The organism is Mycolicibacter terrae (genome assembly GCF_010727125.1).
GTDB lineage: Bacteria > Actinomycetota > Actinomycetes > Mycobacteriales > Mycobacteriaceae > Mycobacterium > Mycobacterium terrae.
In genome coordinates this window covers 1,071,893-1,088,121 of record NZ_AP022564.1, presented here as the reverse complement: position 1 = coordinate 1,088,121, position 16,229 = coordinate 1,071,893, and the positions used below count along the sequence as shown (strand labels likewise).

Genomic DNA, 16,229 nt, shown 5'->3' with positions numbered 1-16,229 from the left:
ACACCATGACCGCACCCCAATCGATCAGGGAGCTGTTCGCCCAACTCGGCCTGCTGGAGGTGCCGTCGGCCGACGGCACCCTGACCATGGAGATGCCCGTCGATGAGCGGGTGGTCAACACCGCAGGCGGACTGCAGGGCGGGTTGATCGCCACCATGGCCGATGTGGCGGCCGGCCAGCTCGCCGCCCGCAGCACGGCGTTCGGCAACGGCATCGCCACCACCGATCTGTTCATCCGCTACCTGCGACCGATCAAGATCGGACCGGCCCGCGCCGTCGCGGCGATCCTCCGCACCGGCAGGCGCTCGGTGGTGGTCCAGGTCGACATCTACCGGGGCGACGACGACCAACTCGCCGCCACCGCGACGGTGAACTTCGCCGCCATCGACCTGCCGGGGTGAGCTCCGGGCACCGCCGATCAACCGCGGACGGCGGCGAGAAAGGTTTCGAGCTCGCGGTCGATGTCCGGCCCCGACGGCTCGTACATGATCTCGGTGGCACCGGCTCGGGCCAGAGCGGTGACGGCGGAACGGACCGTGGCGGCGTTCCCGGTGAGCGTGACCGACGCAACCGAGGCGTGACCCCCGGCGCGCCAGGCCGCCAGGTCGGCGTCGTTCATCTCCATCATGTGGCCCTGGTGGATCTGTAGGTGCCGCAGGGAATGCGGGGCGTTCTCGATCACGTCGAGCCAGGCGGGGCCGCCCGGCATCTCGCGTACCGTCTCGGCGCCGCGGACGGTATAGGTGTAGTGATACGCCGCCGCCCAGGAAGGCCCGCAGGCCGCGCGAACCCGCTCACCGGCGGGGTCTTCGTCGTCGTCGATGACCGTGCCCATCGTCGCGACCACCGCACGCGGGAAATCGCGTTGCGCGGGAACGACATCGAACATCGAGATAAGCCCGTCGGCACCGAGGCGCTTCGCGACGCCGGCACCCTTGGGGCCGGTCGCGGCCAGCAGTAACGGGATTCGCAGCGGCAGCATGTCCGCATCCGCGGCGGTGAGCATCAGCTTGATGGCTACGCCTTCCCACTCGACGGTCTCGCCGGCCAGCAGCGCCTGGTAGGCCCGGATGTAGGACTCCATGTAGGCCCACCGGATCGGCGGTTGGCCCATGGCGGCCCGGCTGGAGAACCCGGTACCGAAGGCACTGACGATGCGGCCTGGAGCCTGTCGACACAGCGACACGGTCTGAGCGGCGTTTACCAAGGGGTGGCGAAGCGTCGGGATCAGGACCGCGGGACCCAACTCGATCGTCGTGGTCGACTCGGCGGCACGGTACAAGTCCAGCCAGACATCGCCGCCTTCGAAGGGCGTGTCGTAGAGGTAAGCCCGGCGATAGCCCAGTTTCTCCGCCGTCGCGAAATGCCGTGCCGACTCGAACGACGGTGGTATCGCGACGCTCAGATCGATATCGGTCACGTCGAGGTTCCTCCGACCAGGGCGGCGCGGTTGGCTTCCAACCACTGTTCTTCCTCCCCGGGCTCGGGCAGGATCGCCCCGGCCTCCATCGCATTCGCGGGATCTGCCTCGGTCAGCACAACCAGGATCTCGGCCTCCGACTGCCCGGTGGCCTGTGCCCACATCCTGGAGAGTTCACCCAGCATCGCCTGCCGTTTCGGCAGGTCACGTCCGTGGCGGATGAGACCGAAGATGTAGGAGTAGGCGGCCGGCTTGCCCGCAACGAAGCAGTCACCGTCCGGGATCTCGTGGAACAGCACGTTGACGTAGAGCCCGGGCGCCCCGGTCGTGCGCGTGTGAATGTCGGTGATCCCTTCGGCAACACTGGTTTTCGTTGACTTGCTCAACAGACCTGCGGGGCTGAAGCACCGGTAGACGGGCATGGTGTTCTCCGATCGGAAGGGTGCCGGTGGAAGTCGCCTAGACCTGTGGAAAGCGTTCGCTGAGTTGTTGCAGGGTGAGTCGTTGGCGGCCCTGGTCGTCGAGGTAGGGGATGCCGATGCCGTATTCGGTCCAGCGGGCGGCGATTCGGGCTTCCAGTTCGGGGCTGAGCCGGTCGGTGGGTGGGAACCGGCGACCTCCCCATGCCGGTCTCGGGTCGATGTCCCAGCTGCGGGTGGCGTCGATGAGCACTCGGGTCCATTCGCCGGTGCCGTATTTGTTGGTGTCGTTGCGTTCTGGTGGGGTCGAGGGGTCCAGTGAGGATCCCAGGCCCGGCCCGAAGAAGGCGATATCACCACGGCCGGCATTGACCCGGTAGGACAGTGCCCAGTCCAGGGCGACGGGGTCGTGGATGTCGATGTCTTCCTCGACGACGACGACGTTTTTGTGAAACCACATCGAGCCCCCGGTGCCCCACAGCGCCGAGGCGATCTGTTGGGCGTGGCCGCGGTAGCGTTTCTGGATCTGCACCACGGTGTTCTGGCCGTTGGTGACCTCGCTCATCCACAGGTCGGTGATGCCGCCGATGCCCAGATCGTCGAGGACATTCCAGGTGATGGCCGAGCGGGCGAAGTTGACGATGCTGTCCTCGTTGAGCACCCCCGGGCGGATTCCCTCCAGGGTGCCGCGCAGCACCGGATCATCGCGGTGGGTGATACGGGTGACACGCAGCACCGGTGCCGGCGCGGCGTCGCCGATGAAGCCGGGGTATTCGGCGAACGGGCCCTCCATGGCAAAGCTCGCCGGGTCGGGGTCGATGAACCCCTCGACGACGATCTCGGCGGTCGCCGGCACATGCAGTGGCACGGTCTTGCAGGCCACCAGGTCGACCGGGCGGCCCAGCAGGGCACCCATCATGTCCCATTCGCAGATGTTCTTCGGGAATGGGCTGCCGGCGCAGAACGGCAGCACATCGTGCCATCCGTACACGATGGCAACCGGCATCGGCTCCGGTTTGTACTCGGCCATGTGCCCGCCCCAACCTTGGCTGGGGACCAGCAGTTTGGCGATCTTGTCGCGGTCGACGATCATGCCCCGGTACAGGCCGATGTTGTCACGGCCGGTCACTTTGTCCTGGGTGATGACACCGCAGAAGGTGTCGAGATAGCGGCCGCCGTCCTCGGCGTGCCATTTGGGGACCGGCAACTCGTTCAAGTCGATGTCGGCGCCGTCGATGACGTTGCGCTGGACCGGGCCGGTCTCGACGATGCGCGGCGCGAGGGGATTCTTGAAGGCCTCGCGAAGGTGCGCCACGATCGCCGAATCACCGGTGTCCTCGGGCAGGCCCAGCATCAACTGGACCTGGCGTCGGCTGCCGATCGCTGACGTCAACAGCTTGGTGCACCAAGTGTTCTCATGGCCGATGATGTTTTCGAACAGCAACGCCGGCCCGCCCAGGCACAGGTTCGCGCGGGTGATCGCCCCGATCTCCTCATCCCAGTCCACCGGGACGCTGATACGACTCAACTGCCCGGCGGCCTCCAGGGTGGCCAGCCAACTGCGCAGATCGGGACCCGGGTACTGCTCGATCGACCCGCTGTCAGACCCGGTGGCGGTGGGGTGTGTGGTGGTGGTCATTTCGTGGCCCTCACAATCGCCAAGTCGGCTTCGCCGGTGCTGCTCGGATGCCGCGCGCCTTTCCACCGGTTGATCAGCGAATGTTCGATCCCGAGCTGATCGACGACCCGGCCGACCACATGGTCGGTCACCTCCTGGACCGAGCGCGGTCGGGAGTAATAGGCCACCGTCGGGGGAAAGATCACCGCACCGGCTCGGGCCAGGTAATGCATGTTGTCCAAATGGATCTCGCTCAGCGGCGCCTCGCGGGCCACCAGGACCAGCTTGCGGTGCTCCTTGAGCGTCACATCGGCTGCCCGGGTGATCAAATTGTCGCTGAAGCCGATCCGGATCGCACTCAACGTCTTCATGCTGCACGGACACACGACCATCCCATCGGTGCCAAACGAGCCACTGGAAACAGCCGCCGCGAGATCACGAGCACTGTAGGCCTGGGTAGCAAGATCTCGGACCTGCTGAACACTGAAATCGGTTTCGATCTTGATCGTCGCCCGCGCCCACTCACTGAGCACCAGATGCGTCTCGACACCAAGCTGCCCCAATACCTCCAACAGACGAATGCCCAGCACCGCACCGGTCGCCCCGGTCATCGCAACTACCAAGCGCATCATCGACCTCCTCTCCCTGTCCGCTGCTGACCAGCGTGTTGCACACCAAACAGGGCTCGCATCCGCCGGTGGCCAGTCATTGCGATCGCCGGCGGGTGGCGGTGAGGTAGTCGATGGCACCCTGCCCGCCGGGACCGGTGTCCATATCTCCGGCGGGAACTGTGGCCGCGGCGAGCAGATCGGTGAGCCGGTAGCTGACGGTCTGCCATCCACGAGCCTGCAGCGAGGATTCGACGTCACCGGGGGCATGGGCGTAGGTGAGGTCGCCGAAGTCGACGGCGTAACCGCGGAGCCTCCAGTCTTCGGCGGTGCGCAAGATCATCGATCCCACCGAGGTGGAGTCGCTACGCAGGTAGTCGGCGGCCAGCCGGCTGCCCGGTGCGCTCAACGCGGTGATCTGCTCCAGCATGCGGTCCTGGGCATCGCCGGGAAGGTATCCGATCATCAGCCCCTCGGCCAACCAGGCGGCGGGCTCAGCCGGGTCGAAGCCTGCCGCGCGCAACGCCGCGGGCCAGTCCTGACGCAGATCGATGCCGACCGGGCGCACCTCGGTCTTCGGGTCGGCACCCAGGCGACCCAGCGTCACGTTCTTGAACGCGATCACCTCGGGCTGGTCGATCTCGTAGACGACCGTGCCCGATGCCCACTCCAATCGGTACGCCCGTGAATCCAGGCCGGATCCCACGATCACCGCCTGCCGTATGCCGGCGCTGGACGCAGCGGGGAAGAAGGCGTCGAAGAACCGGGTGCGAGCCCCGAAGTAGTCCGGCATCCACGAGGATCCGATATCGGCGTACTCCAGCTCGCCGCTTGCCAGTCGCGCGAACAGCTCGACACCGGCAGCGCGGACCAACGGTTCGGCGAACTCGTCGCTGACGATCGGATCTGGTCGTCTGCTGGCCGCCGCCCTGGCCGCGGCGACCATGGTCGCCGTGGCGCCGACGCTACTGGCCAGATCCCAGGTGTCGTTGTCGCTGCGATTCATCGTCATGCCTGCCTGCGGATCTCGTGAGACATTGCGGCGACGTGAACCGTCGGACCGGGAGCTGTGGAAGCGATCACCGATCGAGCTTCGCGCGTTTGGCCGGCGCGGGGATGGGCTGGATGCGACAGATCTCCCACAACCTGCGCCAGCCGACGGCAGCGGTCGACGACGCTGGTCGCCCCGAACTGCTCTGGCCACGGCCCTAGTCGGTCGCAACGTGCGGTGGATCGTAGATGACCAGGAAAATCAGGTCCTCTCCGCCGGTGTTGGTCAGGCTGTGCTCCTGGTTCGCGGGGATCTTGACGAACGAACCCGGTGCGGTCTGCCAGCTCTGATCGCCGATCCGGACACGGCAGCTTCCGGTCAGGAAGTAGAACGCGTGGTTGTAATCGTGGCGATGCGGTGATGACCCACCGCCCGGTCCGAATTTGGTCAATTGGGCACTGAACAGGGTCGAGTACTCGGCGCCCACCAGTTCGTCACTGATCCAGAACTTTTCGCCCAAGGCAGTGCGCTGCCACACGATGTCCTCCAGCGCGATCACATTCGCCATGGCGGTGTCACGGTCACTCATTGCCCCTCCCCTCGTAGGCCCAGCGGTGGCTGCTGCTGATTCACCGCCCGGCACGGAATTTCTCCGGCCCAGCCCGGCCGATATCTGTGATGTTCCGCCGGCCACGACGTATTTCGCATCGGCCGGTGGCCAGTCACCATCGCCGAGCTCAGGCCGGGGGCAGGACGTACTCGAGCTGGCCCCGGGAGGTGATGTCGAGCTTGATGAATACCTTGCGCAGGTGGTACTGAACGGTCTTGGCGCTGATGAAGAGCCGGGTACCGATCTCGGGATTGGAGAGCCCGCCGCGGGCCAGCCGGGCGATCTGGATCTCCTGAGCGGTGAGTTCGACGGTGCGACTCGGCGCCGAGCGCTTGCGGGCGGTTTCGCCCGTCGCCGCAAGCTCCCGCCATGCGCGGTCGGCGAACGCCGACATGCCCATCGACTCCAGCATGTCGTGCGCGGTGCGCAGTTGTTCGCGGGCATCCACGCGGCGCCGCTCCCGCCGAAGCCATTCGCCATAGAGGAGGCGCGCGCGGGCCAGGTCGGTCCGCACCCGGCTCGCCTCCAGACGTCCGATCGCCTCGCTGTAGAGATGCTCGGCCTCGTCGCCCTGCGCCAGCAGCGCCCGCGAGCGGGCACCCACGCCCAGCGCCCAGTTGGTGCCGCTGGCAGCGGTCATCACGGTCATCCACTCGCTGGCTTCGGTTGCCGTGTCGGTTATTCCGGTGCGGACGGCGGCTTCGATCAGCTCCGGCACGGCCCAGTTCGCAATCCCAGGATAATGCAGATCGGGGAACTTCTGATGGTGCAGGGAGCGCTGCGCCGCGGCCATCGCCTCCGGATAGTCGCCCGTGCCGTTCAACAACAGGGCCTTCGTCCACTCGGCGATCGCCATGCCGATGCCCTCCCCGCGCAGGGGCACCGTCGCGAGGATTGTGTCGACCAAATCCGTTGTCTCCGCGTATCGGCCGCGTATCGCGGCGATGTGCGCGGCGGCGTAGGGACCCAGATTGATACCGGTGGCCTCGGTGGCCGCTGTCTGCTCGGCGATGAGTGCACTCGCGGCGGACAAGTCACCGGTGAACACCAGCATGATGGCTCGGGTGCTCAACGCCAGGGGCAGCTCCATGAGCGCACCGACGCCACGTGCCAGGCGAAGGTAGCGCTCCGACAGCGCGTTCCAGCGTTCGTCGTCCCACAGGTGCAATGCGGCCTCGTTGAGCAGCCACATCCACCGCAGCTCCTCGGCGGCCGACATTCCGCCGGGAAGGCCGGCCAGCGCCGCGCGAAGGTGAGGTACGGCCGATGGGTATCCGTCGACGATGTTCGTGACCATCCCCTCCAACAGGTGATCGGTCGCTCGCGAAGCTCCCCGGGGGGCCGGAGCCGACATGGCGGCACGGGACAAATCGAGGACATCTCCGCCCGGGCTTGCGAGCCGCCCGGCGAACGCGGCGGCGGAGATGCCTTCCAGGTAGGTCTCCCTGGCCAGTTGCGGATCGATGGACTCGAACCGCCGCGCGGCCCGCAACAGCAGTAACGGTGCCTCCCCGCCCCGGCTGGTCGCGAATGCGAGCTGAGCGCGGAGCAGGTCTATCTGCGCGCGCCGAAGCTGGTCAACCGGCTCGGATTCGGCGGTGGTCAGCAGGACGGTCGCCGCGTCGAGCCGCCCAGCCTGCACGCTGACCTGCGCGGCCTTCAGGGCGCGTTCCCCGCGCCGGGAGGCGTCGAGCGTCAGCAGTGCCGACCGCTCCAGGAACGCCGCCGCGGCCACCAGCCCACCACGCCTGAGGGCCTGGTCGGCGGCAGATTCCAGCTCATCGGCCAGATCCGCGTCCGGCCCGGCGGCGGCTTGGGCGAAGTGCCAGATGCGCCTGTCCGGGTCATGCGTCGCGTCGGTCGCCTCCCCGAGCGCGCGGTGCACCGACTGCCGCTCGGCTACCGGCGCCGACCAGTACGTCGCCGAACGCACCAGTGGGTGCCGGAACCGCACCCGGGTGCCGATCTCCGCCAGGCCCGCATCGGCGGCATCCACCGCGGCGCCGTCGTCGATACCGAGGGCCTGGGCGGCCCGCCACACCAGCGCGGCATCGCCGGTGGGATCGGTGGCCGCGACCAGCAGCAGCTTCCGGGTGTCCGGGCGAAGGGCCGAATAGCGGAGACGAAACGTTTCCTCCAGTGCACCGGTGAGCGACCCCGCACGAGGCAGCGCGAAGCCGCCGATCAACGCGGCCGTCGGCACTGCGCGCGGAAACTCCAGCAAGGCAAGCGGATTCCCGCGCGATTCGGCGACGATCTGGTCGCGGACGCGTTCATCGAGCGGTCCGGTGAGCACCCCGTCGAGCAGACGGCGCGCGTCGGCCTCTGCGAGTTCGGCAACGGGAAGATCCGGCAGGCCCGCGACCTCGATCCGCCGTTCCCGAGTCGCGAAGACCATCCCGACCGATTCCTCGCCGAGCCTGCGGGCGACGAACGCCAGCGACGTCGCCGAGGCTCGGTCCAGCCACTGCTGATCGTCCACCAGACAGATGAGCGGTCGTTCCTCGGCCAGGTGCGACAGCAGGCTCAGCAAGGCGAGGCCGAACACGAACTCGTCAGGGGGCGGGCCGGAGCTGAGACCGAAGGCGATCTGCATGGCCTGGCGTTGCGGCGCAGGAAGGTGATCGAGCCGATCGAGGAAGGGGATACATAGCTGGTGCACTCCGGCGTAGGCCAGTTCCATCTCCGACTCGACACCTGCTGCCCGAAGCACCCGGATACCGGTCGCTCGCGCGGCGACGTAGTGCAGCAGGGCCGTCTTACCGATACCGGCCTCACCGTGGATCACCAGGGCGCGGCTGCGGCCCGCCCGCAACGCCTCCAGAAGCTGGTCGAGCACGTGGCGTTCCGCGGCGCGGCCCGTCAAGTCCGGGACGCCGCCCTGCAGCGGTACCGACACCCCATGACGTTATAACGCCCGCCCACAGCAGCGCCCGGGAAATCCGTGCCGGTACCGGCGCCGCATCAGCGTGCCGCGCCTCGACTCGCGCTCGCATCGGCCAATGGCCAGTCCGTTGATGCGCGCCGGTCGCCGGCTCAGTGCGCGGTGGTCCGCCGAGCCTCAATGAAGTGCGGCAGCCGGAAGCGCCGCGGCTCGTAGGCGACCGGCGCCTGTTCTACTCCCCCGTTCTGGGCGGCGGCGTAGGCCCCGGCATTTCCGGTGACGTGCAGCACCTGGCCGCGCCAGGTGATGTCGGCCTCCCGGTAGGCCTCGATCAGCGCGCGCTCCAGCAGTTCGTCGGCCTGCTCGATCGACAGCGCCGCCAGCTCGATGAATTCGCCGTCGCGGGCGTCGAGCTTCAACGTCGTCGGGCCGGTCTCGACCAGGTCGCAATTGGCCCGGATGCTCAACTCGGCGTTCGAGCGCGCCAGCCCGGCCAGCGCGTAGGCGCCCAACAATGCCCGGCACGCCTCGTCGCCGGCGGGCCCGCAGTCGAACCGCAGTTGCCGCAGCGCGGCGAAACTGAGCACCTGGGTGCGAATGATGCGGCTGCAGCAGACGCTGTCGGCGCCGGCGCGCGAATCAGTCGGCGCACCCTCGACGAGCACGCCGATGATCTCACCGGACAACACGCCGCGAAAGCGGCTCTGGCCGGTGCCGCGGGCGGCGTCGATCGCACCGAAAACCAGGCTGCCAGGGCTTAATTCCAATACCGGGCGGGCATTTTCCGGGTTACTCTCACGAGCGGCCCGGTAGACCGGGTGGGCGATCGCCGGAAGGGCGTCGATCGAGCCGGTCAGGAAATGACCATCGAAGATCCGTTGCGGCAGTTCAAGATCGGTGTAAACCGACCGGCCGCCCTCATAGGACACCTGTAGGTGCGGCACCCGGCTCAGCAACGGGTGCTGATCGCGGATAGCTTGCAGGATCGCGGCTTCGACGCGCTGAATCTGGCTCTGATTGTCGTCGACGACCACCGTCGGCGTGGGATTGCCGTCGATCAGACGGATCTCGTGGGCGATGGCCGACGGCCCGCGTCCGGGGCGGTGGGCCGGGGCGATCGCCGCGTGGGGCCCGCCCGCCGGGGCCAACTCGGTGGCCACGCTCAGGGTGCTGGCACCGCCGGCCTGGCAGGCGGCGGTCAGCTGTTGGTAGGAGAAGCTGGACAAAACGGTCAACCTTTCTGCTCCAGCGAGTCTGGCACAGGCGTGCGGTCCAGGTCAGGTTCGAGATAGATGACCCGGGCTGCGGGCACGGCAGCGCGGATATTGGCTTCGGCGGCATCGATGGTGGCCGCGATTGCGGACAGGTCCAGCCGGGGAACCACCGCGATCTTGGCCCCCACCAGCATCTCGTCGGGACCCAGGTACTGGGTGCGGATGTGGATCAGCCGGGTGACGTTGGCGGTCCCTTCCAGCGCCGCCCGGATGGCCCGGTCCTCGGCGACGGTGGCGCCCTCACCGATCAGCAGACTGTGCATCTCGACCATCAGGAACACCGCTATCACCCCCAGCAGCGCGCCGATGCCCAAGGTTGCCACGCCGTCCCAGACCGGGTTGTCGGTGAGCATGCTCAGGCCCACCCCCGCCAGCGCCAGCAACAGGCCGATCAGCGCGCCGGTGTCCTCCAGCAACACCACCGGAAGCTCCGGGTTGCGCGAAGTGCGCAGGAACCGCAACCAGCTGCCATCGCCTTTGAGCGGGCGCGACTCGCGCACCGCGGTGCGAAAGCTGAAGGCCTCCAACAGGATCGCCACGACAAGAATCGTCACTGCGACCACCGGCGAGCTCAACTCGACGGGGTGGCGGACCTTTTCGTAGCCCTCGAACATCGCGAACATCGAGCCCAGGCTGAACAGCACCAGCGCCACCACAAATGACCAGAAGTAGCGACTGCGCCCGTACCCGAACGGATGCAACGCATCCGGCGCCTTGGCAGCGGCCCGCTGGCCGAACAGCAGCAGCGCCTGGTTGGAGGTGTCGACCACCGAGTGCACCGCTTCGGCGAGCATGGCCGCGCTGCCGGTGATCGCGTATCCGACGAACTTCGCCACCGCGATCCCGGCATTGGCGGCCAGCGCCGCGATGATCGCCCTGGTACTACCGGACGAGGACACTCACAGGCCTATCGTCGCCCGGAACAGTGCCGAATTCTGCTGGGCCAGTAGCCGGATCGGTCCGTCGTCGCTGGGCACCCAGGCCGACTCGCCCCGGTGCAGCGTCAACGTCCCCGACTTGGCGTGCACCGTGACCGCGCCCTCGGTGCACAGCAGGATCTGCGGTCCGTCATGGTGCGCCGGGGCGTCCACCTCGTGGCCGAGGTAGGCGCCGTCCAGTGTCAGCCGTGACACCGCGAACTCCTCGGCCGGGGTCTGGTAGATCACCTCCGGCCCCTCGGTGTGCACCGCCGGCCGCAGCGCCTCCTCGGTCGTGGGTGTGAAGTCCAGCACCCGCAGCAGTTCGGGCACGTCGACGTGCTTGGGCGTCAGACCGCCGCGAAGCACGTTGTCCGAGTTGGCCATCACCTCCAGGCCGACACCCTGAAGGTAGGTGTGCAGGTTGCCGGCCGCCAGGAAGATCGCCTCACCCGGGGCCAGGCTGACCCGGTTGAGCAACAGCGCGGCCAGCACACCGGCGTCGCCCGGGTAGCGCTCGCCGAGTTCGAGCACCGTCTTGGCCTCCGCGGCGAATTCGCCGGCGTCGGAACTGAGGTATTGAATGGCGCCCTCGAGGACCGCCGGCACCAGAACGTCGAGATCGGGCTGCGGCGCGGTGATCCAGGTGGTGAACAGTGCCCGCAGGCCGTCGGCGTCGGACTGGTCGACTTCTGTAGGGCCACCGTCGGGAGAGCCACCGAGCAGATCGATGAACGGGTCGAGGTCCGACACCGCCAGCGCCCGCAACAGCTCCGTGGTGCGCGCCGCGGGCCGGAAGCCGGCCAGCGCTTCGAACGGCTGCAGGGCCACCAGCAGTTCGGGTTTGTGGCTGGTGTCGCGGTAGTTGCGGATCGGCGAGGACACCGGAACCCCGAGGCGTTCCTCACGTTCGTAGCCCTCGATGGCCTGCATGGTGCTGGGGTGGGCCTGCAGGGACAGCGGCTCGTCGGCGGCCAGCACCTTGACCAGGAACGGCAGTCGGTCACCGAAGCGGGCATGAGCCACCGGGCCGAGCTGACCCTCCCAGTCGGCGGTCAAGACCTCCAGCAGCGACACCTCGCCGTCGGGAGTCTCCAGCCAGGCCGGGTCACCGGGGTGCGCGCCCAGCCACAGCTCGGCTTCCGGGTGCGCCGCCGGGACCGGCCGCCCGGTGAACTCGGCGATCGCGGTCCTCGAGCCCCAGGCGTAGGTCCGTATCGCGCCGCGTAGTGGTTCCACTGTTCTCGTCAACCCCGCAAAAGTCGCACATAGGCGGCGGCCATCTCCAACCGCACAGCCAACACCGCAAGCTGTTGTTCGGCCGGGCCCGCACCGGCCTGGACCGGCACCCCCGACGGCTCCGCCGGCCCCGCGGACTCCTCGGGCGCCCCCGGTGTCAGCGGTACATCCCCCGCGCCGATCAGGTCGACATCGGTCAGACCGCTGATCCGGGCGGCCACCACGGTACGGTCGGCGGCCAGCGCCAGGGCCAGCACCCGCAGCCGGTCACCGACCGGGCCGTCGATCTGTTCATCGTGAAAAATATCGGCCGATCCCGCGGCGCCTTCAGCGGCCCGGGCCCGCAGCGCGCTCACCGCATCGGCCAGCCCGGTCGCCGCCACCGTCGTCCGCCCGATCCGCAGCATCGCCACCGAACCGTGCCGGGCCAGCGCCAGCGTCGCCGGGCAGTCACCGGCCAGCGCCACGTCGCGGCCAGCGATGCGGTCCGCCAGCATCTTCGCCGGGTTGGTGAAGAGCTCGCGACCGGCGCTGTTGCGCAGCGCCTCGGCGTCCAGTTCGTCGGCCAGCGCGCCCAGGTCGGTCTGCGGACCGGCGGGCCCGGCGTCCACGGCGTCGAGCACGGCCAGCCCGGCAGCCAGGTAGCGCGGCAGGCCGAACTCGTCCGGCACACCGATCCGCGGCTCCAGCACCGCGGCCCGCCCGGCGGTGGCATCGCGCAGCGGGCCCTCGTAGGGAGCGGCCACCACCACCCGCGCCCCGCGCCGCACCCCGGCCGCGGCCGCGGCGACCAGCGCCGGATCCCCCGGGTCGTCGCCGGCGACGACCAGCACGTCCAGTGACCCGATCCACGCCGGGGCCTCGGCGGCCGGCACCAGCGGTTCGCGAGCCGAATCCCCGCGGGCCGCGGACAACAGGCTTCCCGCCGTCGCCGCCGTTCCACGGGTAGCCACCCAGATCAGTGTGCGCGGCGGATAGTCCCGGCTGTCGCTGCGCACCGTGTCCAGGGCGCCCTCGGCGACCGCGGCGGCGGTGGCGCGCACCTGAGCCCCGGCCATCGAGGCGGCCCGCAACGCCCCGTCATGGTCGGCGGCCAGCACTGCCTCGGTGTCGTCGAGATCGACGGTGGAAGAAAAGGATCCGGAGAACGCGTTCACGACCGTGACTTCTCGGCGGTGTTGACGGCCTCGATCTGCTCGGCGACCCTGGCCACCACGGCGTCGACCGCGGCGGCGTCGGGCGCCTCCACGTTGAGCCGCAGCAGCGGTTCGGTGTTGGAGCTGCGCAGGTTGAACCAGCTGCCTCCACCCAGGTCGACGGTCACCCCGTCCAGGCGGTCGACGGAGACCTGGTCGCCGAACGAGGCGACCACCGCGTCGGCGTAAGCATTGGCGTCGCCGCCCTCCGCCAGGGTGTAGTTGATCTCGCCGGATGCCGCGTACCGCTGGTAGTCGGCGGTCAGCTCGGACAGCGGCCGCCGCTGTTCACCGAGTGCGGCCAGCACGTGCAGGGCGGCCAGCATGCCCGAGTCGGCGCCCCAGAAGTCCCGGAAGTAGTAGTGCGCCGAGTGCTCCCCGCCGAAGATGGCGCCGGTCTCGGCCATCAGCCCCTTGATGTAGGAGTGCCCGACCCGCGACCGCAACGGCGTGCCGCCGCGCTCTGCCACCAGTTCGGCCACCGCCCGGGAGGTGATCAGGTTGTGGATCACCGACGCGCCGGGCTCGCGGGCCAGTTCGCGGGCGGCGACCAGGCCGGTCACCGCCGACGGGGACACCGGCTCACCGCGCTCGTCGACGACGAAGCACCGGTCGGCATCGCCGTCGAAGGCCAGCCCGATATCAGCGCCGCTGTCCCGGACGAAGGCCTGCAGGTCGACGAGGTTGGCCGGGTCCAACGGGTTGGCCTCGTGGTTGGGAAAGTTCCCGTCCAACTCGAAATACAACGGCAGCAGCGTGATCGCCTCGATCGAGCCGAACACCGCCGGGGCGGTGTGGCCGGCCATGCCGTTTCCGGCGTCGACGGCCACGCGCAGCGGGCGCGAGCCGCTGATGTCGACCAGGGAGTGCAGGAACGTCGCGTAGTCACTCAGCACGTCGCGATCGGTGATGTTGCCGCGCTCCCCGGACCGGCCGGCGACGGCGTCCACGCCGGCGATCAGCTCGTCGCGGATCCGGCCCAGGCCGGTGTCTGCGCCCACGGGCTTGGCGCCCGCCCGGCACAGCTTGATGCCGTTGTAGGCGGCCGGATTATGGCTGGCGGTGAACATCGCCCCCGGGCAGTCCAGCGAGCCGGACGCGAAATAGAGCTGGTCGGTCGAGGCCAGACCGATCCGGATCACGTCGAGGCCCTGGGCGACCACTCCTTCGGCGAACGCGGCCGACAGCGGTGGCGAACTCTCCCGCATGTCGTGGCCGATCACCACCTGGCTGGCGCCCTCGTCGCTCATCAGCCGGGCGAAGACGGCTCCGACCTCGGTAACCAGGGATTCATCGATCTCCGAACCGACCAGGCCACGTACGTCGTACGCCTTGATCACACGGTGGACAGCCGCAGCGGGCCGAGACATGGACAGGGCTCCTGACGAAGTGGACTCTTGACGCTCAAGCCTAGCCCGGAACCCGCGATCAGTCTGACGGGTCGGGCAACACACGCAGGTGACCCCGGCGCCGGCCGTTGCTCTTGCCGCTGGGACCCGGCGGCGCCAGCACGCCGCCGCCGGGGGCGGTGGCCGGTGCACTGCGGGCACCGGAATCCGTCGGCCCGGCCTGCGGGTACCACCCGTTGGCGGGCGCGGCTTGCCCGGTCTGGCCCTCGCGCACCGCTTCGGCGAGGGCGATCAGGTCGTCCTCCTCGGGGGAGACCCAGGGGCCGGGGTGGCGGACCAGTTCCCAGCCGCGCGGGGCGGTGATCCGGCCGGCGTGGTTGAAGCACAGATCCCACGAATGCGGCTCGGCGGCGGTCGCCAGCGGTCCGACCACGGCGGTGGAGTCCGAGTAGACGAACGTCAGCGTCGCCACCGCGTAGTGCGGACACCCTGGCCGACAGCAGCGGCGGGGAACGTTCACGCTCGTGAGGCTATCGTGGCCGCGTACTGCCGCGGCGCCGGACACGCGCAACGGGCGGGCACGCTATGCGCAACCGTTACCATCGTCTGCGTGATCGCCACGCGTCGGCATTGGCGCGGCCGCGAGCCCCGCGGGCCGCTGCTGCCGTCGACCGTGCCGGGTTGGCGCACCCGTGCCGAGCGGTTCGACATGGCGGTGCTGGAGGCCTACGAGCCCATCGAACAACGCTGGAAACAACGGCTATCGGCGCTCGACGTCGCGGTCGATGAGATTCCGCGCATCGCCGCCAGGGATCCCGACAGTGTGCAGTGGCCCCCGGAAGTGGTCGCCGACGGGCCGATTCCGCTGGCACGCTTGATTCCCGCCGGGGTCGATGTTCGGGGCAACCCGACGCGGGCGCGAATCCTGCTGTTCCGCAAGCCGATCGAGCAACGGGCGAACGACAGCACCGAACTCGGGGATTTATTGCACGAAATTCTGGTGGCCCAGGTCGCCACCTACCTGGATGTCGAACCCACCGTCATCGATCCGACGATCGACGACTAGCGCCGGGCACCGGTAACGCGAAAACTCTCAGATGATGCCGCGCTTGAGGCGGCGGCGCTCACGCTCGGACAGGCCACCCCAGATACCGAACCGCTCGTCGTGGGCCAGTGCGTATTCCAGGCACTCGGTGCGTACCGAGCACCGCGTGCAGATCTTCTTGGCCTCGCGGGTGGAGCCGCCCTTCTCCGGGAAGAACGCCTCGGGGTCGGTCTGGGCGCACAGGGCGCGGTCCTGCCATTGCTCGTTGGTGGCCGAGGCGGGATCGAACGGGTCGAATTCGTCGTAATCCTCGGGTTCGGGAACCAGACTCAGATGCGGCCGGCTCGGCGCCGACTCGGTCTGCGCTGGCGTCATTTCGGCCTGGGCATGCGGTGTCCCCCCCATTACGCCCCAAAGGTGCTCATAGGACATCCTCTGCCTCCTCACCTGGTCGCCCGATCCTGATATGTCGCCCGCAATTGCGGTGTTGTCCGTAGCAATTCGAACATGTGATCGAATCTCGGTCTGCGACACCGGAATCGGCTGGCCAACCGGGAAATGACACTGATGTGATTAGACACGGGTTAGCTGGTCCGGTCAAGCCGAATGGCCAAATTCCTTACCATCCCGTGACCGATTTCGGACGTGTCCGAGACCGG

The 16,229-nt window shown here is 68.6% G+C and carries 16 protein-coding genes; 2 read left to right on the top strand and 14 right to left on the bottom strand.

From position 1 onward, the window contains the following. Positions 1–5 precede the first annotated feature (5 nt). Complete coding sequence (locus G6N23_RS05295) at positions 6–401, top strand: PaaI family thioesterase (RefSeq protein ID WP_085259092.1); 396 nt, start codon at positions 6–8, stop codon at positions 399–401. A 17-nt stretch (positions 402–418) separates the two neighbouring features. Here the strand turns inward: G6N23_RS05295 and G6N23_RS05290 are convergent, their stop codons facing one another. The 13 genes from G6N23_RS05290 to G6N23_RS05230 all read right to left on the bottom strand — a co-directional run bounded on the left by G6N23_RS05290 (position 419) and on the right by G6N23_RS05230 (position 15,045). Next, positions 419–1,420 carry an LLM class flavin-dependent oxidoreductase gene (locus G6N23_RS05290; RefSeq protein WP_085259093.1) on the bottom strand — a complete coding sequence of 334 codons (1,002 nt, stop codon included), beginning with the start codon at positions 1,418–1,420 and terminating at the stop codon, positions 419–421. Further along, positions 1,417–1,842, bottom strand: a complete 426-nt coding sequence (locus G6N23_RS05285) for a tautomerase family protein (protein ID WP_085259094.1) — start codon at positions 1,840–1,842, stop codon at positions 1,417–1,419. The genes G6N23_RS05290 and G6N23_RS05285 overlap by 4 nt, the downstream gene beginning before the upstream one ends. A gap of 37 nt (positions 1,843–1,879) precedes the next feature. Then, positions 1,880–3,478 (bottom strand): UbiD family decarboxylase, encoded by a 1,599-nt coding sequence (locus tag G6N23_RS05280; RefSeq protein WP_085259095.1) that lies wholly within the window; start codon positions 3,476–3,478, stop codon positions 1,880–1,882. Further along, complete coding sequence (locus G6N23_RS05275; RefSeq protein WP_085259096.1) at positions 3,475–4,086, bottom strand: UbiX family flavin prenyltransferase; 612 nt, start codon at positions 4,084–4,086, stop codon at positions 3,475–3,477. The genes G6N23_RS05280 and G6N23_RS05275 overlap by 4 nt, the downstream gene beginning before the upstream one ends. A gap of 76 nt (positions 4,087–4,162) precedes the next feature. Continuing rightward, on the bottom strand, positions 4,163–5,071 hold the full coding sequence (locus tag G6N23_RS05270) for an SAM-dependent methyltransferase (protein ID WP_234808467.1): 909 nt from the start codon (positions 5,069–5,071) through the stop codon (positions 4,163–4,165). A 202-nt stretch (positions 5,072–5,273) separates the two neighbouring features. Continuing rightward, a complete protein-coding gene (locus G6N23_RS05265; RefSeq protein WP_085259098.1) occupies positions 5,274–5,645 on the bottom strand; it encodes a cupin domain-containing protein in 372 nt (123 codons plus the stop codon). Between the two features lie 148 nt (positions 5,646–5,793). Then, positions 5,794–8,565, bottom strand: a complete 2,772-nt coding sequence (locus tag G6N23_RS05260) for a helix-turn-helix transcriptional regulator (protein WP_085259099.1) — start codon at positions 8,563–8,565, stop codon at positions 5,794–5,796. A gap of 137 nt (positions 8,566–8,702) precedes the next feature. Then, positions 8,703–9,785: a type I-U CRISPR-associated protein Cas7 gene (locus G6N23_RS05255; RefSeq protein ID WP_234808468.1), complete on the bottom strand. Its 1,083-nt coding sequence runs from the start codon at positions 9,783–9,785 to the stop codon at positions 8,703–8,705. Next, positions 9,782–10,723: a cation diffusion facilitator family transporter gene (locus tag G6N23_RS05250; protein ID WP_085259101.1), complete on the bottom strand. Its 942-nt coding sequence runs from the start codon at positions 10,721–10,723 to the stop codon at positions 9,782–9,784. Before G6N23_RS05250 ends, G6N23_RS05255 begins: the two co-directional genes overlap by 4 nt. Further along, positions 10,724–11,980, bottom strand: coding sequence for a mannose-6-phosphate isomerase, class I (gene manA / locus G6N23_RS05245; protein WP_085259102.1), 1,257 nt, complete (start codon positions 11,978–11,980; stop codon positions 10,724–10,726). Positions 11,981–11,988: 8 nt separating this feature from the next. After that, on the bottom strand, positions 11,989–13,137 hold the full coding sequence (locus tag G6N23_RS05240; RefSeq protein WP_085259103.1) for a TobH protein: 1,149 nt from the start codon (positions 13,135–13,137) through the stop codon (positions 11,989–11,991). After that, positions 13,134–14,546, bottom strand: a complete 1,413-nt coding sequence (locus G6N23_RS05235) for a phosphomannomutase/phosphoglucomutase (RefSeq protein ID WP_085259104.1) — start codon at positions 14,544–14,546, stop codon at positions 13,134–13,136. The genes G6N23_RS05240 and G6N23_RS05235 overlap by 4 nt, the downstream gene beginning before the upstream one ends. A 58-nt stretch (positions 14,547–14,604) precedes the next feature. Continuing rightward, positions 14,605–15,045 (bottom strand): DUF3499 domain-containing protein, encoded by a 441-nt coding sequence (locus G6N23_RS05230; RefSeq protein ID WP_085259105.1) that lies wholly within the window; start codon positions 15,043–15,045, stop codon positions 14,605–14,607. A 90-nt stretch (positions 15,046–15,135) separates the two neighbouring features. Here G6N23_RS05230 and G6N23_RS05225 point away from each other — a divergent pair, with 90 nt between their 5' ends. Next, a complete protein-coding gene (locus G6N23_RS05225; protein ID WP_085259106.1) occupies positions 15,136–15,591 on the top strand; it encodes a metallopeptidase family protein in 456 nt (151 codons plus the stop codon). 27 nt (positions 15,592–15,618) lie between these two features. On the opposite strand, the gene G6N23_RS05220 is transcribed toward G6N23_RS05225, so the two are convergent. After that, positions 15,619–15,975, bottom strand: a complete 357-nt coding sequence (locus G6N23_RS05220) for a WhiB family transcriptional regulator (RefSeq protein ID WP_272937783.1) — start codon at positions 15,973–15,975, stop codon at positions 15,619–15,621. Positions 15,976–16,229: the final 254 nt, after the last annotated feature.